Raw genomic sequence first — 18,140 nt, 5'->3', positions numbered from 1 at the left:
ACTATCGACCTACCGGAAAGGATTATCCATGAGCGACATCCTGTACCATCGCAATCCCGAATACATCCCGCGCGTGGCCGCCGTGCACGACATGTGCGGATACGGCAAGTGCTCGCTGACCGCCGCCATCCCGATTCTCTCGGCCGCCGGTTGCGACGTGTGCCCCGTGCCGACCGCGCTGTTCTCCGCGCACACGCGCTACCCCGTGTTCACGTTCCACGACACCACGCCGATCCTCAACGACTATCTGGACGCATGGCAGAAGGAAGGCGTCGAACTTGACGGCGTTTACTCGGGCTTCCTAGGCGCCGCCGAACAGGTGGAGATTATCAAGCGCCTGTACCGCGAGTATCCGAACGTGCTGCGCCTTGTGGATCCCGTCATGGGAGACGGCGGCAAGATGTATCCGACGTATACGGCGGAAATGTGCCAGGCCATGGGCACGTTGGCCGACGGCGCCGACATTCTGCTGCCGAATCTTACGGAAGCCAGCATTCTTACGGGACTGCCGTACGAGGGCCAGAACATCGACGACAACAAGGTGGACGCCATTCTTGAGGCGCTGCTCGAAATGGGCGCCAAGAACGTGGTGCTCAAGGGCATCGACCACGAGGACGGACGCATCCGCAACTTCGTGGCGAGCGCCGACCAAGGTGTGGAACACAAGACGCAGCTGGTTCACGAAAAGCTGCCGTTCATGGTGCACGGTACCGGAGACGCGTTCGCTTCGGCGCTTATCGGCGCCGTAATGGCTGGACGCGACCTTGCCGAATCGGCCCGTGTGGCGGGTGAATTCGTGCGCCACGCCATGATCAGCACGCAGCACCAGCCCGACCATGAGCGCCGCGGCGTGAGCTTCGAACTGAATCTGGGAGAGCTCACCGATCTCGTGGAATAATTCCGCGACGGTGGAAAACTGCTGGCGTTGTCCACATTGAACCCGTTTGGCACCGCCAACAAACCACACGCCTCCATCATGCTTGATGGAGGCGTTCTCGTTCTGGTGCACTGGTGGCATGAGCGAAAACATTTTCCAACGTGCCACGTCCGCCACCGACATCTGCGGAACCGCCACCATAAGAATTCCGCTGCCGGACGCGCCCATCGTCAACCACATGCCTTCACGCCAGCTCGGCGCCTACGGCGAACAGCTTGCCGCACAATGGCTCACATATCTGGGCTGGTCCATCGAGGCGTGCAACTGGTATTCGCAATACGGGGAGCTTGACCTGGTGGCGCGCCGCGACGCGCGTTCGCTCGTGTTCGTGGAGGTCAAAACGCGTCGATCCACGCAGCAGGGCCTGCCGCAGGAAGCCGTAACGGCAACCAAACAACGCCATTTGCGCAAAGCGGCGTGCCTGTGGCTCGCCGAACATGGGCAACGCATCCGTCACACCGACATACGCTTCGACGTCATCGCCATCCGCATGGTCCGCGACCATGCGCAATTGACGCATATAGAAGGGGCGTTCCCATGGCGGTAGGAAGCACACTGTCCGTGGGACTGCTGGGATTGCACGCGTTCATGATCCAGTCGCAGGCGTTCGTCTCTTCGGGGCTGCCCTACTTCTCGATTATCGGGCTGCCCGACGCGTCGTTGGCCGAGGCGCGCGAACGCGTGCGATCCGCATGCCAGGCCGCGGGCATCGCGTGGCCGCAAGGGCGCGTGACGGTCAACCTGTCCCCCGCATCAGTACCCAAGCACGGTTCCAGCCACGACCTGGCCATCGCGGCGAGCGTGCTGGCCGCATGCCGCGCCATTCCCGCCGCGCCTTTGCACAACACGGTAGTGCTTGGCGAGCTGAACCTGGACGGCAGCGTACTGCCCGTCCAAGGCGTGCTGCCCATCCTGTTGTATGCCAAACGCCAAGGATGCGCCACGGTGGTATTGCCGCGCGGCAACATGGACGAAGCCGCCCTGGTCCCCGATCTTCACGCCGTGCCCGTCGACCATGTGGGCGAACTTGTGGAGCGCCTCGGCGGCCAGACTTCCAACGAATGGAAAGCCTTGCGAAGGTTGGATCTGGCTACTTCGCCACGGCCTGCGGGGCCTGCGCCCGCACCGGGCGACATGAGCGAGGTGATGGGTCAGGAACAGGCGAAACGCGCCATGGCCATCGCCGCCGCGGGCGGCCACCACATGCTGATGGTGGGGCCTCCGGGCACGGGAAAAACCATGCTTGCCCAGCGTATGCCGAGCATCATGTGCCCGCTTACCGAAGCGCAACAGCTGGAAGTCGCCTCCATTCGCTCGCTGTGCGGGAATCTCGCCTCCTATGGCATCAGCGACGTGCCACCATTCGAAGCTCCTCACCATACCGCCACCGCGGTGGCGCTTGTGGGAGGCGGCTCCGGCGTGGCCCAGCCCGGACTCGTGACCAAAGCACACCACGGTGTGCTGTTTTTGGACGAGGCCACCGAATTCGCGCCGCGCGCATTGCAGACGTTGCGCGAACCGTTGGAAAGCGGGCATGTTACCTTGTCAAGATCGAAAACCACCACCACATTCCCCGCCCGATTCCAGCTCGTCATGGCCAGCAATCCGTGCCCGTGCGGATACGGGTATGGGTCGGGAGAACGCTGCACGTGCCGCGAACGCGACCGCATCCGCTACTTCTCGCACCTTTCGGGGCCCATTCTCGACCGCATCGACATCCAGATCGACGTATTGCCCGTCCAAGACCTGCATGCCGCCCGGCAATCGGGCGCCACCAGCAGCCAGTTGCGCGAGCAGGTCGTCCGCGCGCGACGCAAAGCCCAACGGCGCTTCCGCGAACAGCAATGGACATGCAACGCCCAGGCCAGTGGCCAATGGCTGCGCGAACATACGCCGTCGGCCGCGCTCAACGTTATGGACCAGGCGTTAAGCGTGCACATGGTAAGCCTGCGCGGCGCCCACCGCGCCATGCGCATCAGCTGGACGCTTGCCGACCTCGACGGCGCCGGCGCCCCCAGCGCGGACCACGTCCGCCAAGCCCTTATGCTCCGTACGAAAGTGTCCTGACCATGAACGAACCCATATCCGCCATGTCCTCCACATTCTCCGCACCGGCGCCCGCACCATCCGCCACATGCCGCCCCGGCCTGCGTCTTGACGAGGAAACCACCGCCCGTAGCGCGCTCGCCTTTTGCAGCGACGGCGCCGACATGATCATGCACATGCTGCTGGCGGGATTCGAATGCGCCGCGGATGCCTGGGCGGCGCTCACCCATCCGCATGACACGAAAGGCACGGAACCGGCGCTATGCGAACGTATTGTCACGGGCATGGCGCGTACGGGACGCCCCGTGCGCGATCCCGACAAGACGCGGGCCGCCTGTCTCGAGGCGATACGGCGTTGGCGCGAACGCGTGGAAACCATTCCGCACATGCCGGGCTCGCGCGACTGGGATGATTGGGTGACGCACCATGGCGACTGGCACGTGGTGTGTTCCCATTCGCCGTGGTGGCCGGGCCAGCTCAACGACCTGCCGATTCGCAGCGACTGGGCGCAACCGTTGTGCCTGTGGGTGTGCGGGGATCCCGAAACGCTGGTACGCTGTTCGTTTCCGCTTGGCGTCGTGGGATCGCGCGCCGTCACGGACGAGGGACGCGTCATCGCCCATGACGTGGCCCATCGCGCCGCCGAGCAAGGGCACAACATTATTTCGGGCGGCGCCATGGGCACCGACGCGGCGGCGCATTGGGGCGCCATAGAAGCGAAACTGTCCGGCGCGCAAGGATCCACAATCGCGTTTTTCGCGGGAGGGCTCGACCATGTGGGTCCCAGTGTGAACCGCCGCCTGTTTCAGGCGATCCGTTCAAACAACGGCGCGCTGGTCAGTGAAATGTGCCGCGGAACCGTTCCCGAACCGCGCCGGTTCCTGTTGCGCAACCGCCTGATCGCCGCGATGTCTTCCGCCGTGATCGTCACCCAGGCCCGCTTACGTTCGGGTGCGCTGAACACCGCGCAATGGGCCAATGAAATGGGACGCGAAGTGTATGCGGTACCCGGTTCCATCACACAGCCCGACTGGACGGGATGCAACCGCCTCATCGCCACCAGCAAGGCCATGCTGTTCGCGTCGCTGGCCGAAGCGTCGTCATTATGTTCCGATATCCATGTCGCTTCTTCGCCGCCCTCCGGCTCCACATTGCCATCCCGGCGCATTCTTACCGCGATCCGCCGTTGCAGGCGCAGGCACGAGGACGCGAGCATGGAAAACCTGCTCATCATGGTCAACACCGTGCGCGAGCCTGGCGAGGAACCGCTGGAAGCCTCCGCATTGATGAGTGCGCTCGCCCAGTTGCAGGAGGCGGGAGTGGTGCGATATGCGCGCGGAACATACGCCATCGCGCACGCGAACAACTCGTCAAGGACTACGCAGCCGCGGTTGTGCTGACCATGCCGCCGCTCGCGAGCCCTCCGGCAGCGTCGTCGCTACAATCGAACATATGAGTCCCAAGAATGTTCAAGACATGTACGACGCGATCATCATCGGCGCCGGCGCCGCAGGTTTGTGCGCGGCGTTGGGCATGTACCGAAGCGAAGAGTTCACCCAGCTGAAAGACCAGGGGGTCGAGCCGCGCGTGCTCGTCATTTCCAAACTGCAACCGCTACGCTCCCACACGGGTTCCGCGGAAGGCGGCATCGCGGCCAGCCTCGGCAACATTGAGCCTGACGAATGGCAGTGGCACTACTACGACACGATCAAGGGCGGCGACTGGCTCGTGGACCAGGACGCGGCGAAAATCCTCGCCCAGGACGCCCCGATGACCGTGATCAATCTCGAGCGTTCCGGCGTGGCGTTCTCGCGTACGGGCGACGGCCACATCGCGCAGCGCCGTTTCGGCGGCCACACCAAGAATTTCGGCATGGAGCCCATGGAGCGCGCGGCCTACGCGGCCGACCGCATCGGCCACCAAATCCTGACGACGCTCTGGCAACAGTGCATCCATTACGGTGTGGAATTCGCCGAGGAATGGTACGCGTCCGACCTGGTACTCAGCGAAGACGGCGAACGCTGCCTGGGCGTGGTCGCGCTTGACACGCATTCTGGAGCCACGCATGCGGTGCGCGCCAAGCACACGGTGTTGGCCACGGGCGGCGCGGGACGTTTGTTCCATACCACTTCCAACTCATGGGACCTGACGGGCGACGGCATGGGCCTCGTGTTGCGCGCCAGCTTGCAGATCGAAGATAGCGAGTTCGTGCAGTTCCATCCCACCGGACTGGGCCATACGGGCATTTTGTTGTCCGAGGCGAGCCGTGCCGAAGGCGGCACCTTACGCAATGCCTTGGGCGAAGCGTTCATGGTGAACTACGCTCCCGACCATGGCGATTTGGCCGCCCGAGACGTGGTGAGCCGCGCCATTCGCGCCGAAGTCGAGGCCGGCCGCGGCGTGGCCGATCCGAAAGACCCGGACGGTCCGCACGATTGCGTATGGCTGGACATGACGGGCATCGACCCCGACCATATGCACGCCGTGCTGCCACAGGTGGTGGAAACCGTGGAAATGTATGCGGGCCTCGATCCCACACGCGACTGGGTGGCCGTCAAGCCCACGGCCCATTACACGATGGGCGGCATTCCCGTAACCACCGAGGGACAGGTGTACACATGGGACGGCGAGCGCCGCCACGACATTGCAGGCCTGTTTGCGGCCGGTGAATGCTCGTGCGTTTCCGTGCACGGCGCGAACCGTTTGGGCGGAAACTCGCTGCTGGACGCCTGCCTGTTCGGCACGCGCGCCGGCCAGCAGGTGGCGCGCTCCATTGCCGAGGACCCGGCCCAAATCAACGAGGAATTCGCCGACCCTTCGGACGATACCGTCATGGATGCCGCGGTGGATCTGCGTACGGCGCATATGAAGGATTTGCTGGTCGCGGCGGACGCCAAGGAAGCCGAAGACGGCGAATCGGAGACGTCGGATATCGAACACAACGTATACGGGCTCATGTCCGATCTTGGCGCGCTTATGGACCGTGATATGGCCGTGCTGTGCGACGAGCAGAGCATTACGGACGCGCTTCATGGCGTGGCCGCGTTGCGCGAACAGCTCGCCGGCATGCGCACCCATATGGATACGGCCGCGTTCAACCAGGAGCTCACGGCCATCTGGGAGGCTTCCCACATGCTCGACTTGGCCACGGCCATGCTTACCGCCAGCCTGGCGCGCCATGAATCCCGCGGCTCCTTGAAGCGTACGGATTATCCGGACCGCAACGACGATGAATTCCTGTGCCATTCCATGACGCGTTTTGTGCCGGCAGGCAAGCCCGGGGACGACACTGTTGCGGACGGCCCGCAGGAGGCGCAAGTGACGGTCTCCTGGCAGCCCGTGCACATTGTGGACTATGGTCCGGGAGCGCGCGCCTATTAATGGCCCCTCCGTCCCATAGCCGAGATGGGTGATGGGGATGGTGTGCACCCGCCTCGTGCGGGCGCGCACATGTGTACATACATAGTAGAGATATAGTGGCGGGTGGCGTAGAGCTACCGATTATGCCACACTGGTAGCAACGATTACAGCAGGAAGGGATGTTATGGGGGCCAATCTGGCAACGGTGACGCTGAGTGTGCAGCGTTTCACCCCGCGCGCCCAACGCGAACGCGAACGCAATCGTTCGGCAAGCCCATTCGCGAAGAAGGGATCGCCGTTCGGCTCGTCGCGCGCCCCGCGCCGCGCACGTGGCAAGTCTTGGAAGCAGGAGTATACGGTCACGCTTCCCGCCGACAGCACGGTATTGGACGCGCTGTTGCATATCAAACGCGTTGAGGACCCGAGCCTCGCGTTCCGCTATTCGTGCGGCCACGGCATGTGCGGATCCGATGCCGTGGCCATCAACGGCTCCCCCACGCTGCTGTGCACGGCCAAATTGCGCGACGTGGCCCAGCCGTCGCGAACCGATAATGACGGTTTCCGTCCCACCGGTTCGGTCGAACGCGTGAAGGAGCCCGAATCCGATGGTTCCGATCCCGCGCGGTCCGAAGACGGTTCGCAGCCTGTGGATCTGGGCGTCATCAATGTTGGACCGCTGCCCGGATTCCCCGTCCTGCGCGACCTGATCGTGGATATTGATCCGATGCTTGACCAGATTCGCAGAATGAAGCCGTACCTGATCGCCGACGGCGTCCTCGCCACCACGCACGACGGCAAGGTGGACGTATTCGAATACCTGCAGCGCCCCGAGCAGCTGGCGCGCTATGAAGTGCTGACCAACTGCATCGCCTGCGGCGTATGTGAAGGCTCCTGCCCCGTGTATGCGGGCGGTGAAGCGTTTGTGGGACCGGCCGCGCTCATCGCGCAGTCGCGTTTTGTGAACGATTCGCGCGACGAGGCCACCGAGGAACGTCTGGAAATGATCGATACGGCCGATGGCGTCCAGGCGTGCCAGTCCGTGCGCGCCTGCTCGCGTCCGTGTCCCAAGGGCATTGATGTTGGCGAAGAAGTCTGGCAGCTTATCGCCCAAGTCAAGGAACGCTGACCCTTATGGATAAAGCAACGTTTGTGAACCATGCCAAGGCATGGAGGTATGCGGAGGAGCACGAGCTGGCGCGCGAGCCGGAACTCGTGAAGCAGGCCAGGACCAGGGCGGCGCAACGCAATATGCCCCAGCCCTCCGCCGAGCAGGGAACGTTGCTGCGTACACTCGCCATCGCCCATCATGTCACTTCCGCGATCATTGTGGGCACAAGCGCGTTGGTGGAGGCCGCCCAGCTCATCGACGCGCTTGACGCCGGCGGTAGCCTTACCGCCGTGGACTCCTCGTTGGCGGGAGCCGAGCAGATCCGCCAATTCTTCGCGCGCGTGCACACGCGTGCCACCATGCGCACGGTAAGCACGAGTCCCGCCACCTTTTTGCCGCGATTGAACGCCAGCGACTATGACTTGATTGTCGTATGCGGGGATCCGTCCAACTACACCACCGCGTTCGCCATGGCGCCGCGCCTGCTGCGCCAGCATGGCATTGTGGCGTTCACCAACATCATGGCCATGGACCGCAAGGACGCCGCCGTGTTCAACAGCGCCGACCGCAGCCAGAAAACGGTCGCCATGCGCGCGCTCATCCATACGGTTGAGGAAGACGACCGTTTCGTCACATCCCTCTCTTCTTGCGGAAACGGCGTGCTACTCGCCGTAATGCGATAAGCACGCCGCTAATCCTAGTCCTGCAATCTAGTTAAAGCCGTTTATGCGCGCGCGATGCCGCTCGTGGCCACACGCACTGCTTCGTCCACGTCGTCGGTAATCGTCACAAGCGACGGGTCGTATTCGGAAATCATGCCGTGCGCGGCCACGGGGCCCGTAAGCCATTCGAACAGGCCCTTCCAGTATTCCGTGCCGAACAGCACGATCGGAATGGACGCCACCTTGTGCGTCTGCACGAGCGTGAGCAGTTCGAAAGTCTCGTCCATCGTGCCGAATCCGCCCGGGCAAATGATCACACCCGAAGCGTATTTCACGAACATCGTCTTGCGCACGAAGAAGTAGCGGAAGCTCATGCCGAGATTCACCCACTCGTTAATGCCCTGCTCGAACGGCAGCTCGATGCCGAGGCCCACGGACACGCCACCGGCCTGCGCGGCGCCCTTGTTGGCGGCCTCCATGATGCCCGGACCGCCGCCAGTGATCACGGCGATATTCTGTTCGGCAATGCGCTTGCCCATCTCGTAGGCGTCCCCGTACATAGGGTCGTCGGCCTTGACACGGGCGGAGCCGAAGATCGAGACGGCCGGCCCCAAATTGGCGAGCGCCCCGAATCCTTCCACGAATTCGGACTGGATGCGCAACACGCGCCACGGGTCATGGTGGATCCAGTCGGCCTGGTCAGGCTGCAGCAATGTTTCCGTGGAGCTTTCGCTCGGGATCATGTTGCCGCGGAAAATTACCGAGCCTTGGCGGTAAGTTTGCGCGAATGGCGAGTGTTTCGCCGGTTCCTCGTCATGGTTGTCCGGTTGGGCGTTACCGTTCATTGCGGTCATTTATGTGCCTCACGTTTCCTGTTCATAGTTTGACTCACCACTACCGTACCGTCTTGCAGCACGGACTGCGTCTCGTCGGACGGTGTTTCTTCGAGTTCCTCAAGCGTCTCTTCGAGCTTCGGGTGCATGGCGGCGAAGCGCTTGGACTGGCGCGAGAGCAGGATTCCGGCGATGGCAGCGGCGATCAGCGACGCCAGCAGCACGCCGAAGCGCGCTTCCGCTGAAAGCTCAGCGTTCTTGTAGGCCAGCGAGGCGATGAGGAAGGACACGGTGAAACCGATGCCGCAGGCCACGGATGCCGGCAGCATGTCGCGTACACGCAAGCCCTTGGGCATGCTCAGCGATCCCACATGCGTGGAAAGCCATGCGACGAGCATGATGCCCAGCGGCTTGCCGACCACAAGCGCCACAATCAGCGCGATCACGATCGGAGAGACAAGCAGCAGCGGCGTGAGCGAATCAAAGTGGACGCCCGTGGCGAACAATGCGAAGATCGGCAAGGCCAGCAGCGCCGAGAACGGCTGGAGCTTTTCCGCGTAGCGTTCCGCGCGCGGGCTGCGTTCGCCGTGCATGGCGTGGGCCGGAGTGAGCAGGCCTACAAGCACGCCGGCCAACGTCGGGTGCACGCCCGCCTCATACATCATGACCCATGCGAGAATGCCGATCACGGCGATGCCGAACCATGGCACCTTTTTCATGCGTACGAGGAAATACCAGGCCACGGCGCAAATGGCGATGCCCACGAACCAGTACCAAGAGTTGAGCGACGAGAAGAATACGGCGATAAGAATGATGGCCAGCAGATCGTCCACGGTGGCAAGCGTCATCAGGAACGCGCGGATGGATCCGGGCAGCGCCTTGGCGAACAGCGCAAGCACCGTAAGCGAGAACGCGATGTCCGTGGCGGTAGGAATGGCCCAGCCGTGCACCGTTTCCCCGAACGGGAACACTTGTCCTGTGGCGAGCATCAACGATCCGGGATCCCCGCTGCCGAAATTCGAGAACAGCCAGATGACGGCGAGGAACAGCACGGGCGGCACAAGCATGCCTCCTACCGCGCACAGCATCGGCACGGCCGCCGCCTTGGGATTGGCAAGCGAGCCCGTAGTTATTTCCTGTCGCAGTTCAAGGCCCACCACGAGGAAGAAGATGGTCAGCAGGCCGTCCTGGGCCCAGTGCCCGAGTCCCATGTCGATATTGGTGCCCGGAATGCCGATATGGAAATGTTCCAGTTCCATGAAGAAATGGGCCGTGGCGGGAATATTCGCCAGCAACAGGCCGGCAAGCGCGAATCCCAGCATGATCAGGCCGGAGATTCGGTCCGATGCGGCTACGCGCCGGATGCCGTTCCATATACTGTGTCTTGCTGAGCTCATGAATCCTCCACCACGTAATACCCGTATTGCTTATTTTTCCGTCTCCATCATACTGGGGACAGTCCACGGAAAGAAGAAATATGGGCCCACGTTAACAAAACCCTCTATTTTGATGGCTACCTATTTATATATATGACCCAATCTATAAATATGGGCAATTTACATATGAACTACTGCAATTTTTAGCTACAGAATTGGAAAAACCCTTGAACGCATGCGCGAACAAGGGTTGCAAGTGCGCGAGACAGGATTCGAACCTGCGACCTGCTGATCCGTAGTCAGCTGCTCTAATCCGCTGGGCTACTCGCGCAACGCCACGCCATGCATATTTCAGCACTTCATGGCTAAGTGCGCGAGACAGGATTCGAACCTGCGACCTGCTGATCCGTAGTCAGCTGCTCTAATCCGCTGGGCTACTCGCGCAACTGTTATTGAAGCTGCAATCTCTTGCTTGCTTCAAGCAACTCGATTAATATAAGCCTACTTGCGCTAGAGAGCAAATCACGGCGTGTCGCCTGACAAACGTCATACCCCCCCGAATTTTGGCCGATTACGCGGAATGGAGCCCCTGAGAGCGTGCATTTTTCCGCAGCCCCAACGAAAACTGCGGACGGCCCGAAATCACGCTTAATGAGGCTGGTGATCGTCATAAATTATTTGTACGGCGTGTCGCCCGCGTACGGCGTCCTCATCCACGATCACTTCGGCCGCGTCGCTCAAACTGGGCAGCTGGAACATGACGTCTTCGAGAATCCGTTCGATAATGGAACGCAGTCCGCGCGCACCCGTGCGCCGCTCGATCGACAGTTCCGCAATCGCCTCCACGGCCTCGTCCGTGAACAGCAGATCCACACCGTCCATCGCGAACAGTTTGCGGTACTGCTTGACGAGCGCGTTGTCGGGCTGCGTAAGGATGCGCACGAGATCATCCCGCGTCAGCTCATGGAGCGCGCTCATCACGGGAAGACGGCCCACGAATTCCGACAGCAGTCCGAATTCCGTCAAATCGTCGGCCGTGACTTGGTTGAGCAGCTCGCGCTCATCTATCGGCTGCGTTTTCCAGGAAGCCGAGAATCCGCTCTCGCGCGTGCCGCAGCGGCGCGCCACGATCTGGTCGAGCCCCACGAACGCACCTGCGCAAATGAACAGGATGTCTTTCGTGTCGATGCTGACCGTCTCGAGTTCCTTGTGCTTGCGCGACCCTTCCACGGGAACCGACGCGACGCATCCTTCCAAAATTTTCAGCAGCGCCTGTTGCACGCCTTCTCCGGACACGTCACGTGTCAGCGACGTGTTCTCGCCGCTTTTGCGCGCGATTTTGTCGATCTCGTCAATATAGATGATGCCGTGCTGCGCGCGCTCGATGTCGCCGTCGGCAGCGGCCAGCAGCCGTTGCAGCATCGTTTCCACATCGTCGCCCACATACCCGGCCTGCGTGAGCGTAGTAGCGTCCGTGATCACGAACGGCACGTCCATGATGCGGGCCAGCGTCTGCGCGAGATACGTTTTGCCCACTCCCGTGGGGCCGAGCAGAAGAATGTTCGATTTGGCGACGCTCACCTGTTCAAGATCGTCGTGCGTGGCCACATCCTCGCTGTCACGCGCCGAATCGCGGTAACCGTTGCGTTCCAGCCGCTGCTGCAGATCGCGGAATTTGGAATTGTCCGACTCTTCCATGCGGACGCGCTTGAAATGGTTGTATACGGCCACCGACAGCGTACGTTTGGCTTCCTCCTGCCCCACCACACGCCGGTTGAGCGCTTCGAAAATTTGCATGGGCGTGGCCAACGGGCGCTGCTCGTCGACATATTCTTCCGGACGGTCCTCCTGGACCACAATATCCACGCACAGCGCGATGCAGGAGTCGCAAATGGCCACCCCCGCGCCGGCCACCAATTTGCGCACTTCATGCTCGGATTTGCCGCAAAATGCGCAATGTTGCATTCCATCGTTATAGCTAATGACTCGTCCCATACCACCGGCATCCTCGTGTGCGCGCAAACCTCACGCCTTTGTTCCCTGTCTGTTCAGTATATATGCAAAAGCCACGGCATAACGCCGTGGCTCTCAACATGGGTTTGATCCAGTCGGATCGCGAGGATCAGGAACGGTGCTCGAGGACTTCGTCCACCACGCCGTATTCCTTGGCCTCCTGGGCCGTCAGGAACGTGTCCACTTCAATATCCTTGCGGATGCGTTCAATCGGCTGGCCCGTGTGCTTGGCGAGCGTGTTCTCCAACCATTCGCGCATGCGCAGCATTTCCTTGGCCTGGATTTCGATTTCCGTGGCCTTGCCGAAGCCTTGGTCGATGGCGGGCTGATGGATCAGCACGCGCGCGTTCGGCAGGATCAGGCGCTTGCCCTTGGTGCCGGCTGCCAACAGGATGGCGGCGGCGGACGCGGCCTGACCGAGGCACACCGTCTGCACATCGGGCTGGATGTACTGCATCGTGTCGTAAATGGCCGTCATGGCCGTCATGGAACCGCCCGGAGAGTTGATGTACATCATCACGTCGCGGTTCGGGTCGAGGCTTTCGAGCACGAGCAGCTGGGCCATGATGTCGTCCGCGGACGTGTCGTCCACCTGCACGCCGAGCCAAATGATGCGGTCGTCAAACAGGCGCGTGTACGGGTTCTGGCGCTTGTAGCCGTATGGCGTCTTCTCTTCGAACTCCGGGACCACATAGCGGTTCTGGGGCGCCATCGGCATACGGTCGGCGGCGCGCTGGAATCCCATAACGCCGCGGGGACCCGCCAAACGCTCCGCGCGCTCAATAAACTGTGCTTCTTGCGATGCCATGGGTCACTCCCCTTCCTTCGCCTGCATGGTGTCCGGCGTGGACACGAGCTTGTCCACAAAACCGTACTCGAGCGCTTCCTGGGCCGTGAACCAGTGGTCATACTCGTTGTCGCGGTAGATTTCTTCCACCGTATGGCCCGTCTGCTCGGCGGTCAGCTCGGCAAGCGTCTTCTTCATGTTCATAATGAGTTCCGCGCTGATGCGCACGTCGGTGGTGGTGCCGCCAATGCCGCCGGAAGGCTGGTGCATGAGCACGCGGGCGTGCGAGGTAAGGAAACGCTTGCCCTTCGTGCCCGAGCTCAGCAGGAACTGGCCCATGGACGCGCACATGCCGATGCCCACCGTGGCCACGTCCGGCTCAATAAGCTGCATGGTGTCGTAAATCGCCATGCCCGCGGTAATGGAGCCGCCCGGGGAATTGATGTAAAGCCAAATGTCCTTCTTCGGATCTTCGGCGGCCAGCATGAGCATTTGCGCGCAAATGCGGTTGGCCATCTCGTCCTTGACTTCCTCGCCCATCCAGATGATGCGATCGCGCAGCAGGCGATTGAAAATCGGATCGGTGGGGCCGGCCGGCATGTCTTCGCCCGCCATCACTGGCCGAGGCGTTACAAGATTGCTCACCTTGTCTCCTTCGTTACTAATCATCGAACACACTACCTTCTTCAAACGACCTGTGTGCGATTGTATTCCTTACTCGATCAACTTTTGGCAAAGTAAGCCGTGAAGAAAGCATGGAGACGGCCATGATCACGCATACGGGCACAAACAGGTTCATGGGCGCCGACGTGATCTCCATCGCCAGGCACATGGCCATGAGCGGAGCCTGTTCGGACGCCCCCAACAGGGCCGCGGCGCCCAGCAATGCGTAGACGCCGATCGAATTCGTATGCGCGAACTGCATCCATATGATGCCCAGCGCGCATCCCATGGACGCGCCCAATGCGATGGCCGGGGACAGCACGCCGCCCGAGGCGCCCGAACGGATCGTCAACAGCGTCATCACGCCCTTGGCGATAAATGACAGCAGAATCAGCGGCAGCATGGCCATGGTGGCGCTGCTGGCGAATCCGAGCTGAGCTACGGCGCGGCCGTTGCCCATGACTTCGGGCAGCCAGATGGCCAGCACGCCCGTGGCCAGGCCGGCCAGCGGCAACGTCCACAAAATCTTTTTGCCCTGCACCTTGTTCTGTTCGGCCCACTTGGACCCCTTGCGGAACAGTCCGCCGCACACACCGCACACAAAACCCGCGGGAATGGCGAACAGCATGAGGTCGGGCGAAAACGTGGGATCCACCTGTCCCATCACATAGAACGTGTGCGTGCCCGTGAACAGCGTGCATACCCATGCCGACATGCCCGAGCACAATAGCGCGCAGGTGATTTTTTCCAGCGACAGGTCCATCATCAGAATTTCGATGGCGAACACGGCGCCCGCCAGCGGCGCGTTGTAGACGCCGGCAATGCCCGCGCCCGCGCCAATGGACACCAGCGTATACAAGTCGCGTTTGTTCAGGCGCGAGATGAGCCCGGCGCGCTGGCCGATCATGGCGCCCAGCTGGCGCGGTCCGGCCTCGCGGCCCAGCGACATGCCGGCGCCGATAATGCAAATCTGCAACATGACGTGCACGGCCGTCTGCCACCACGGCATCAACGCGCCATGTAACGCCTGTTCCACGGACGGCACGCGATGATAGCGCTTGCGCAGCAGATACCAGATGATGGCCGCGATAATGGCCGCGATAACGAGGGAAATGATGCGCCGGCGCCAGTCCACCGTGTAGGGGCCTGGCATGGACGTGGTTTCCTTGTAGCCGAGCGACCACGCTTCCACCGCATAGAGCACGAACGACATGATCGCCGTACATACGCCAATGATGGCGCCAACAACCGTGCAGCACACGACCATGGTGGCCAGACGCTCGATGGTGGGACGGCGCTCCGGATCCAGATGGACGGGTACGGCCTGTCCAGGTTGGAGCAAATCGTTGTCGAAATGTCCCGCAGCGTGGCTCGGGTCGGCCGGTCCTACGGAAGGGCGCGTCTTAGGCGCGTCATCCCGTTCGCGCCAGCGTTGGGAGTCCTCGGAATCGTCGGAGGAAGCGGTATCAGGCCTTTCGTGTGTCATGGTTCCTCAAAATAATACGAGAGGCCAACACCGCGATCATGCTGATGAATGCGACAGGCACGAACAGGTTGGAAGGGGCCTGCGTCAGTTCCATGACAAGCGACATGGCCATAAGCGGCGCGTTCTGCGACGCGGACAGCAATGCGCAAGCGCCCAGCAGCGCATACACGCCGATGGAATTCGTGCCGGCGAATTGCATCCACAGAATGCCGAGTATGCAGCCCATGGACGCACCCAGCGCGATGCCCGGCGTGAGCACACCGCCCGACGCGCCCGAACGGATCGTCAGCAACGTGACCACAGCCTTGGCGGCGAAGGAAAGCAGCAGCAACGGGATAAGCGACATGACGGGAGCCCCGCCAAACCCCATTTGCGCCGTGGCGCGGCCGTTGCCCATGACCTGCGGCACCCAGATGGCCACCACTCCCGTGACCACGCCGGCCAAAGGCAGCATCCACAAAATCATGTTGCCGGACGCCTTGTGGGATTCGGCCCATTTCGAGCCACGACGGAACAGTCCTCCGCACACGCCCAGCACGAGGCCGGCCGGGATGGCGAACAGCATGAGGTCGGGCGAGAAATGGGCGTCCACATGGCCGATCACGTAAAACACATGCGAGCCTTTGATCAGCGTTGCGACCCATGCGGCGAGCGAGGAGCAGATGAATGACAACGCGACCTTTTCCAATGTGACGTCCACGAGCAGAATTTCGATCGTGAAAAACGCGCCGGCCAACGGCGCGTCATAGACGCCGGCGAGACCCGCGCCCGCGGTCACGGCCACAATCGTGCGCATGTCCAGATCGTTCAGGCGCATCCAACGGCTCAACCGTTGGCCGAACATGGCGCCAAGTTCGCGCGGCGCCACTTCTCGGCCCACGGACAGGCCCGTGCCCACAATGAAAATCTGTAGCAACACATGCACCACGGTTTGCCATACGGGCATCAATGCGCCGCCCACGGCCTGTTTTACCGACGGTACGCGTTTGCTTTTGGTACGCAGCAACCACCACAGCACGGCGGCGATCGTGGCGCCCACGATCGCGGAAATGGCGCGACGGCGCCAGTCCGTCTCGAACGGCCCGGGAAGCTCAGGAGATTCCACGAACCCCAATGCCGTATGTTCCACCGCATACAACATCAGCGTCAGGAATCCCGCACATACGCCAATGCCAATGCCAAGCAGCACCACACTGGCCAATAGCGACCATTGTCGGGAACGGAACCGCAATGGAAGCGGTGCGGCAAGTTCGTCGTTGGGCGCGTCGCCGGGTTGCAGTTCGTCATTGTCGAAATGTCCGGCGTCCTTATGGTCGAGCGCCTGATCGAGTTGTTCTTCGCGCAATTGCGCCATGGTCCTTCTCCTTCGGGCGATATGAAAAAGCCTCCGACCATTACAGTCGGAGGCTGGTATAAATCACGAGGATTTAGCGGTTACCGAATCACTCGGCATCCTTTGCCATGTCGTCGGCGACGGCGGCGGCAGCGGCGGCTGCGGCCACGGTCTCGTCTTCGTCTTCGGCGATTTCCGCTTCGTTGGCGGCTTCGTCGGAGCCGAGGAACTCGGTCAGGTCGAGTTCTTCACCGTCGGTGGTGAACTTGACCTTGCGCATGCCGGCGAGCATGCCCTTGGAACGAGCCACTTCTTCAACGGCGGAGCCGATCTGGCCGTTCTTCATGATGGCGCTGATGAAAGCGTTCGGATCCATGCCGTACTGCTGGGCGATGGAAGCGAGGAAGTTGAACACGTCGGCCTGGGACACCTGGACGTCCAGGGCTTCGGCGAGGGCGTCGAGCACCATCTGGTCGCGCAGATCCTTCTCCACGCGCTCTTCGGCTTCCTTCTTCTGCTCGGAGGTCGGCTTCTCAATGCCCTTGAGCTGCTGCTCCACGAGGTTGTTCTTGATGGCCTTCGGCACCGGGATCTCGAGACCCTCTTCGATGCGGGCGATGAACGCGTCGCGGGCGGCGGTGGCCTGGCGGCCCTTGGCGTCCTGAGCGGCGGCCTTGCGGATGTCTTCCTTGAGCTCGTCAAGCGTGTCGAACTCGGAAGCTTCCTGAGCGAAGTCGTCGTCGAGTTCCGGCAGCTCTTCAGCCTTCACGGAGTTGACCTTCACCTTGACCTGAGCCTTCTCGCCAGCGTGCTCGCCACCGGCCAGCGTGGACTCGAAGGTGGTCTCTTCGCCGGCGGACAGGCCTTCGAGGGCCTCGTCGATGCCGTCAAGCATGGTGCCGGAGCCGAGTTCGTAGCTCACGCCTTCCTGGGCGTCCACGGACTCGCCGTCGATCGTGGCGTCGAGATCGATGTTCACGAAGTCGCCGTTGGCGGCCGGACGATCCACACCGGTCAGCGTGCCGAAACGCTTGCGCAGCATTTCGAGACGGTTGTTCACGTCGTCGTCGGAGATCTCGGTCTTCTCAACGTCGATCGTCATGTCGTCGAGGCTCGGCAGCTCGAAGTCAGGACGGTGTTCCACCGTGGCCGTGAACTTCAACTTCGTGTCGTCGTTGGCGGATTCCGGAATGTCCACGACTTCCACAGCCGGCGTGTCCATCGGGTGGGTGTTCTTTTCTTCAACAGCCTTGGAGTAGAACTCCGGGACGGCCTTGTTGATGGCCTCGCCTGCGACAGCGGCAAAACCAACGCGCTGATCTACAACCTTGCCCGGCACGTGACCCTTGCGGAAGCCAGGAACGGTGATCTGCTTAGCGATCTCCTTGCGGGCCTCTTCGAGGTATGGTTCGAACTCGTCGCGATCGACGGTAATGGTGAGCTTAGCCTTGGTCGGCTCGAGGTTCCTAACGCTAATTTTCACGTTGTGCGCTCCTACAGATAACTATTTCGTAATCTTCTGCCCTAAAGGCAACT

At 61.8% G+C, this 18,140-nt stretch carries 15 protein-coding genes and 2 tRNA genes; 7 read left to right on the top strand and 10 right to left on the bottom strand.

Annotation, left to right across the window (positions count from 1 at the left end):
* Positions 1–28: 28 nt before the first annotated feature.
* The 7 genes from BMAGN_RS02610 to BMAGN_RS02580 all read left to right on the top strand — a co-directional run bounded on the left by BMAGN_RS02610 (position 29) and on the right by BMAGN_RS02580 (position 8,134).
* Positions 29–898, top strand: a complete 870-nt coding sequence (locus tag BMAGN_RS02610; protein WP_022859161.1) for a pyridoxamine kinase — start codon at positions 29–31, stop codon at positions 896–898.
* A gap of 118 nt (positions 899–1,016) precedes the next feature.
* Positions 1,017–1,484, top strand: coding sequence for a YraN family protein (locus BMAGN_RS02605; RefSeq protein ID WP_022859160.1), 468 nt, complete (start codon positions 1,017–1,019; stop codon positions 1,482–1,484).
* A complete protein-coding gene (locus BMAGN_RS02600; RefSeq protein ID WP_022859159.1) occupies positions 1,475–3,004 on the top strand; it encodes a YifB family Mg chelatase-like AAA ATPase in 1,530 nt (509 codons plus the stop codon). The genes BMAGN_RS02605 and BMAGN_RS02600 overlap by 10 nt, the downstream gene beginning before the upstream one ends.
* 2 nt (positions 3,005–3,006) lie before the next feature.
* Positions 3,007–4,383, top strand: a complete 1,377-nt coding sequence (locus BMAGN_RS02595; protein ID WP_022859158.1) for a DNA-processing protein DprA — start codon at positions 3,007–3,009, stop codon at positions 4,381–4,383.
* 52 nt (positions 4,384–4,435) lie between these two features.
* The gene (locus BMAGN_RS02590; protein ID WP_026501853.1) at positions 4,436–6,364 is read left to right on the top strand and encodes an FAD-binding protein; all 1,929 of its coding nucleotides are present in this window, start codon (positions 4,436–4,438) and stop codon (positions 6,362–6,364) included.
* Between the two features lie 163 nt (positions 6,365–6,527).
* Complete coding sequence (locus tag BMAGN_RS02585; RefSeq protein ID WP_022859156.1) at positions 6,528–7,469, top strand: succinate dehydrogenase/fumarate reductase iron-sulfur subunit; 942 nt, start codon at positions 6,528–6,530, stop codon at positions 7,467–7,469.
* 5 nt (positions 7,470–7,474) lie between these two features.
* Complete coding sequence (locus BMAGN_RS02580; protein ID WP_022859155.1) at positions 7,475–8,134, top strand: O-methyltransferase; 660 nt, start codon at positions 7,475–7,477, stop codon at positions 8,132–8,134.
* 41 nt (positions 8,135–8,175) lie between these two features.
* Here the strand turns inward: BMAGN_RS02580 and BMAGN_RS02575 are convergent, their stop codons facing one another.
* The 10 genes from BMAGN_RS02575 to tig form a co-directional block, all read right to left on the bottom strand.
* Positions 8,176–8,967, bottom strand: coding sequence for an LOG family protein (locus BMAGN_RS02575; protein WP_022859154.1), 792 nt, complete (start codon positions 8,965–8,967; stop codon positions 8,176–8,178).
* Positions 8,964–10,343 carry a Na+/H+ antiporter NhaA gene (locus BMAGN_RS02570; RefSeq protein ID WP_022859153.1) on the bottom strand — a complete coding sequence of 460 codons (1,380 nt, stop codon included), beginning with the start codon at positions 10,341–10,343 and terminating at the stop codon, positions 8,964–8,966. The genes BMAGN_RS02575 and BMAGN_RS02570 overlap by 4 nt, the downstream gene beginning before the upstream one ends.
* A 236-nt stretch (positions 10,344–10,579) precedes the next feature.
* A tRNA-Arg gene (locus tag BMAGN_RS02565) sits at positions 10,580–10,653 on the bottom strand.
* A gap of 39 nt (positions 10,654–10,692) precedes the next feature.
* Positions 10,693–10,766, bottom strand: a tRNA-Arg gene (locus BMAGN_RS02560).
* A gap of 204 nt (positions 10,767–10,970) precedes the next feature.
* Positions 10,971–12,317, bottom strand: coding sequence for an ATP-dependent Clp protease ATP-binding subunit ClpX (gene clpX / locus BMAGN_RS02555; RefSeq protein ID WP_034250282.1), 1,347 nt, complete (start codon positions 12,315–12,317; stop codon positions 10,971–10,973).
* Between the two features lie 127 nt (positions 12,318–12,444).
* Positions 12,445–13,143: an ATP-dependent Clp protease proteolytic subunit gene (locus BMAGN_RS02550; RefSeq protein WP_022859151.1), complete on the bottom strand. Its 699-nt coding sequence runs from the start codon at positions 13,141–13,143 to the stop codon at positions 12,445–12,447.
* A 3-nt stretch (positions 13,144–13,146) separates the two neighbouring features.
* Positions 13,147–13,737: an ATP-dependent Clp protease proteolytic subunit gene (locus tag BMAGN_RS02545; protein WP_033510559.1), complete on the bottom strand. Its 591-nt coding sequence runs from the start codon at positions 13,735–13,737 to the stop codon at positions 13,147–13,149.
* A 46-nt stretch (positions 13,738–13,783) separates the two neighbouring features.
* Complete coding sequence (locus tag BMAGN_RS02540) at positions 13,784–15,271, bottom strand: chloride channel protein (RefSeq protein ID WP_022859149.1); 1,488 nt, start codon at positions 15,269–15,271, stop codon at positions 13,784–13,786.
* The gene (locus tag BMAGN_RS02535; RefSeq protein ID WP_022859148.1) at positions 15,252–16,625 is read right to left on the bottom strand and encodes a chloride channel protein; all 1,374 of its coding nucleotides are present in this window, start codon (positions 16,623–16,625) and stop codon (positions 15,252–15,254) included. Before BMAGN_RS02535 ends, BMAGN_RS02540 begins: the two co-directional genes overlap by 20 nt.
* Positions 16,626–16,713: 88 nt before the next feature.
* The gene (tig, locus tag BMAGN_RS02530; protein WP_022859147.1) at positions 16,714–18,087 is read right to left on the bottom strand and encodes a trigger factor; all 1,374 of its coding nucleotides are present in this window, start codon (positions 18,085–18,087) and stop codon (positions 16,714–16,716) included.
* Between the last annotated feature and the right edge of the window lie 53 nt (positions 18,088–18,140).

It is taken from the genome of Bifidobacterium magnum, assembly GCF_000741255.1.
Classification (GTDB): domain Bacteria; phylum Actinomycetota; class Actinomycetes; order Actinomycetales; family Bifidobacteriaceae; genus Bifidobacterium; species Bifidobacterium magnum.
Note: the sequence above shows the minus strand (reverse complement) of the source record. Positions and strands in the feature narration are given on the sequence as shown.

Coding starts and splice junctions, on each gene's coding strand:
- BMAGN_RS02610 (WP_022859161.1), top strand. CDS start 29: ATGAGCGACATCCTGTACCATCGCAATCCCGAATACATCCCGCGCGTG.
- BMAGN_RS02605 (WP_022859160.1), top strand. CDS start 1,017: ATGAGCGAAAACATTTTCCAACGTGCCACGTCCGCCACCGACATCTGC.
- BMAGN_RS02590 (WP_026501853.1), top strand. CDS start 4,436: ATGAGTCCCAAGAATGTTCAAGACATGTACGACGCGATCATCATCGGC.
- BMAGN_RS02600 (WP_022859159.1), top strand. CDS start 1,475: ATGGCGGTAGGAAGCACACTGTCCGTGGGACTGCTGGGATTGCACGCG.
- BMAGN_RS02535 (WP_022859148.1), bottom strand. CDS start 16,625: ATGGCGCAATTGCGCGAAGAACAACTCGATCAGGCGCTCGACCATAAG.
- BMAGN_RS02570 (WP_022859153.1), bottom strand. CDS start 10,343: ATGAGCTCAGCAAGACACAGTATATGGAACGGCATCCGGCGCGTAGCC.
- BMAGN_RS02540 (WP_022859149.1), bottom strand. CDS start 15,271: ATGACACACGAAAGGCCTGATACCGCTTCCTCCGACGATTCCGAGGAC.
- BMAGN_RS02595 (WP_022859158.1), top strand. CDS start 3,007: ATGAACGAACCCATATCCGCCATGTCCTCCACATTCTCCGCACCGGCG.
- clpX (WP_034250282.1), bottom strand. CDS start 12,317: ATGGGACGAGTCATTAGCTATAACGATGGAATGCAACATTGCGCATTT.
- BMAGN_RS02575 (WP_022859154.1), bottom strand. CDS start 8,967: ATGACCGCAATGAACGGTAACGCCCAACCGGACAACCATGACGAGGAA.
- BMAGN_RS02585 (WP_022859156.1), top strand. CDS start 6,528: ATGGGGGCCAATCTGGCAACGGTGACGCTGAGTGTGCAGCGTTTCACC.
- BMAGN_RS02545 (WP_033510559.1), bottom strand. CDS start 13,737: ATGGCGGGCGAAGACATGCCGGCCGGCCCCACCGATCCGATTTTCAAT.
- BMAGN_RS02550 (WP_022859151.1), bottom strand. CDS start 13,143: ATGGCATCGCAAGAAGCACAGTTTATTGAGCGCGCGGAGCGTTTGGCG.
- BMAGN_RS02580 (WP_022859155.1), top strand. CDS start 7,475: ATGGATAAAGCAACGTTTGTGAACCATGCCAAGGCATGGAGGTATGCG.